The sequence below is a fragment of the Paenibacillus sp. OT2-17 genome, assembly GCF_009827695.1.
GTDB classification, from domain to species: domain Bacteria; phylum Bacillota; class Bacilli; order Paenibacillales; family Paenibacillaceae; genus Paenibacillus; species Paenibacillus polymyxa_B.
Window position 1 is genome coordinate 1 of sequence record NZ_WUDQ01000309.1, and the last position, 4,253, is coordinate 4,253.

General features: G+C 52.0%; 3 protein-coding genes. All 3 read right to left on the reverse strand.

Annotated elements, in window-relative coordinates; all coding sequences use genetic code 11:
• Window positions 1-220 precede the first annotated feature (220 nt).
• Window positions 221-1,717, reverse strand: a complete 1,497-nt coding sequence (gene gcvPB, locus GRP75_RS20100; RefSeq protein WP_160790174.1) for an aminomethyl-transferring glycine dehydrogenase subunit GcvPB — start codon at window positions 1,715-1,717, stop codon at window positions 221-223.
• Entirely contained in the window at window positions 1,714-3,069 is a 1,356-nt protein-coding gene (gene gcvPA, locus GRP75_RS20105) for an aminomethyl-transferring glycine dehydrogenase subunit GcvPA (protein WP_160790175.1), read from the reverse strand. Before gcvPA ends, gcvPB begins: the two co-directional genes overlap by 4 nt.
• Window positions 3,070-3,197: 128 nt before the next feature.
• On the reverse strand, window positions 3,198-4,253 hold a 1,056-nt coding region (gene gcvT / locus GRP75_RS20110; protein ID WP_160790176.1), incomplete at its 5' end, for a glycine cleavage system aminomethyltransferase GcvT.

Below are 4,253 nucleotides of genomic sequence, written 5' to 3' on the forward strand. Positions count from 1 at the left end.
CCAAGTTGTCCCGTGCGGACATGGAAAAACTGGCTACAAAAGCTCTGGACATGCAAACAGCAGAACAGGTTGTTGAATTGGTTCAAAGCATCGAAGGTTAAGGAAGGGTATTACATTTCAAAGGTTATATCTTTTTCCAACAAAAAAATTGCTGTGTACATACAGCAGCCGGTATCTAATAGATACCGGCTTTTTTGCATGCTTTAAGTAGAATTTGTTTTTAACTGCATGAGCAATTCAGTACAGGTTTGCGAGCTGCGGTAGTTTCGTCCAATCGTGTGACTGGAGTAGTATATGGTGCATTGAGCACCAGCTCAGGGTTCTCTTCTGCTTCCCGCGCAATATGAATCATAGTGTCAACAAAAGCATCAAGTGTCTCCTTACTTTCCGTCTCCGTGGGCTCGATCATGATGCACTCCTCTACATTCAGAGGGAAGTAAATTGTAGGCGGATGGTAGCCGAAATCAAGCAGCCGTTTGGCTACATCAAGCGTACGCACTCCAAATTTTTTCAAGCCTCGCCCTGACATGACAAATTCGTGTTTGCAATGTCCAGGGTAGGGCAGGTCAAAATGTGGAGCGAGCCGATGCATCATGTAATTGGCATTGAGCACAGCGCATTCCGATACACGCTTTAAGCCGTCAGGACCGTAGCTACGGATATAGGCATAGGCACGAACGAGAATACCGAAGTTGCCGTAAAAGGCTTTTACCCGTCCAATAGAATCTCCCTGTTCCCGGTCCCAGTGGTACACCCCCTGCGGATCCCGTACGACAAGCGGCTTGGGCAAATAAGGGATGAGCCGTTGCTTTACGCCGACAGGCCCAGCGCCGGGGCCACCGCCGCCGTGCGGGGTACTCATCGTTTTGTGCAAATTGAGATGCACTACATCGAAGCCCATATCTCCGGGACGGGTAATCCCCATGATGGCGTTGGAGTTTGCCCCGTCATAGTAAACCAGACCACCCGCTTCATGCACGATGGCAGCAATGTCAGTGATTTGCTTCTCGAACAGCCCAAGCGTGTTCGGATTGGTCAGCATGAGCGCCGCGGTGTCGTTGCCTACGGCTTGACGTAACGCATCCAGATCCACCAGCCCCTCAGGGGTGGAGGGAAGGGTGACTGTTTCGAAGCCCGCGACGGTTGCGCTGGCGGGGTTCGTTCCGTGCGAGGAATCCGGCACGAGCACCTTGGTACGTCGCTCACCACGTGCTTCGTGGTATGAGCGAATCATCATCAGCCCGGTCCATTCGCCATGGGCGCCCGCGGCGGGCTGAAGCGTGACGGCATCCATGCCAGTTAACGCAGCCAAATCATTTTGGAGCGTATACAGCAGCTCCATAGCACCCTGGATGCTCTCCTCGGGCTGATATGGATGGATTTTGGCGAAGCCTGTATATCGGGCGACATCCTCATTCACTTTCGGATTGTATTTCATCGTACAGGAGCCGAGCGGATAAAATCCGTTGTCCACGCCGAAATTGCGCCGGGACAAGGCAGTATAATGCCGAATAACGTCTACTTCGTATACCTCGGGTAATGCCGCAGGTTGGCTGCGCAGCGCATAATCTGGCAAAAGCTCTGCCACCGGGCGACGGGGAACGTCGCACTCGGGAAGGGAATAGGCGATGCGACCCGGACGGCTCAATTCAAAAATGAGCGCTTGATCGTGTTCCTTCAACAGCCCTTGTTTCTGATCCTGTCCGGTGTGTGTCATAGCAATCCCCCCAAGGTGTATACAAATTGGTCAATCTCTTCTTTGGTTCTTTGCTCCGTCACGGTAATCAACATGTGACCAGCAAGTTCCTCATAGTCCCGGCCCAAATCGTAGCCAGCGATAAATCCAGCAGCTAGCAGCTCGGCCTGGAGTTTGCTCATATCCGTACCCTCAGGCAGTCTAAGGGCAAACTCGTTAAAGGTCGGTGCGTTAAACGAGGCAGTTACGCCCTTCAAGCTCAGCAATTGCTCTAAAGCATAACGGCTTTTATGCAAATTTAGCTCGGCTACTTCCTTGATCCCCTGTCTACCCATGACAGACAAGTATACAGATGCAGATAAAGCTAGCAACGCTTGGTTGGAGCAAATGTTAGAGGTGGCCTTTTCGCGGCGGATATGCTGTTCCCGCGCTTGCAAGGTCAGCACGAAGCCGCGTTTACCGTTGCGGTCTGTGGTCTGACCCACAATACGGCCGGGGATACGGCGCATATGTGCCTGAGAAACGGCAAAGTATCCACAGGTCGGACCGCCGAGAGAAGAGGAGATGCCAAGTGGCTGCGCGTCTCCTACCACAATATCCGCGCCCTGTTTGCCGGGTGTTTCCAGCAAGCCAAGTGCCAGTGGATTGGCACTGACGACCAAAAGACCTTTGTGCGCATGGATGAGGTCAGCCATCGGCTTCAGGTTTTCCACGGCTCCGAAAAAGTTGGGGCTTTGGACCAAAACAGCCGCGGTCTGTTCCGATACGGCTGCCGCTAGCGCATCAGCATCCGTTACGCCGTCCGAACAGCCGATCTCCACGATGTCCAAATCAAATCCGCGTGCATAGGCTGCCAATACCTGACGTGCCTCCGGATGGACGGACCTTGATACGATAAGCTGTTTACGGCGGGTAGCTGCGGCGGACAGTGAGCCCGCTTCCGCCAGTGCAGTCGCTCCGTCGTACATGCTGGCATTAGCTACAGCCATGCCCGTCAATTCGCAAATATACGACTGAAACTCGAAAATGGCTTGTAGCTCGCCTTGGCTTACTTCCGGCTGATAGGGGGTGTAGGCTGTATAGAATTCCGAGCGTGAAGTGATGTGCTGGATGACGGACGGAATATGATGATCATAAATTCCTGCGCCAAGGAAGCTGGCATGTGTGTCTGTATTGGCGTTGTGTCCGGCCAGCTCGGCCAAGTGGCGGGTTAAGGCTTTCTCATCGAGTCGAGAAGAGAGAGGGAGTTCCCCTTGATATCGAATGGCCTCTGGAATGTCACTGAATAAATCATCAATAGATGATACACCCACCACACGCAGCATTTCGGTTTGATCCTGTTCAGTCATAGGGAGATAACGATGCTGCTTCATAGGTTCTGACTCCTTTCGAAAAGCAAGATTTTAGATCGTAAATTAGCTAATAAAAAAGTGTGTGAGATGAAAAACCCAGAAGTTCATATCTGACATATTTGCTTTATAGAAATAAAAAGAGTTTAAGATCAGCGCGGGCGTTTATAAAAGGGTGCTGCCACCACCTCGGCACGCAGGCGTTTGCCACGAATCTCAACCTCCAACGGTGTGGAGAGGGCGCTAAAACGACTGTCCACCAAGGCGAGGCCCAGATTACGCTTCAAGGTGGGCGACTGAGTCCCCGTTGTGACCTCACCAATGTGTTGTCCTTCTGCGAATACCGGGTAATGGGCGCGTGGGATACCGCGATCAATCATTTCCAGCCCGATCAATTTGCGAGGAATCCCTTGTTCTTTCTGACGTTGCAGTGCTTCTCTACCGATAAAATCTCCTTTATTCAGCTTGACGAAGAACCCTAGACCGGCTTCGAGTGGTGAAATCGTGGCAGATAACTCCTGACCGTACAGCGGCAATCGTGCCTCAAAGCGTAGGGTATCCCGAGCACCAAGTCCAGCGGGAATCAGCCCATACGACTCACCGGAACGAAGCAAACCCTCCCATACAGCTGGTGCTTCTGCAGCAGGTATATAAAATTCAAAACCGTCTTCGCCCGTATATCCGGTTCGTGAGACCAGTGCTTTTGCTCCGAACAATGGCACGTTCTCATGGAAGCGGAAAGATGCCAGATTCGTAATGTCCGTATCTGCCACGGCTGCGGCAATACGTGCTGCTTCCGGTCCTTGCAACGCCAGCAATGCTATCGCATCAGACACATTCTCCATGTGAACGGATGTAGGCATATGACGAATTAGCCAATCCCAATCCTTATCGATGTTGGAGGCGTTCACAACGAGCATGTAGTGCTCCGGTCCTTTGCAGTAAACAAGTAGGTCGTCTACTACCCCTCCATCGGGGTAACACAGGAGTGAATATTGTGCCTGACCTGGTTCCAACTGGCTGACATCATTCGTGGTCACCCTTTGCAGAAAAGCTTCGGCCTCTTTGCCTTCAACCAAAAATTCGCCCATATGCGATACATCGAATAAACCCGCACGTTGCCGGACGGCCTCATGCTCCTTTTGAATGCCGCTAAACTGAACCGGGAGCTCCCAGCCGCCAAAGTCAATACAACGAACCCCAGACTG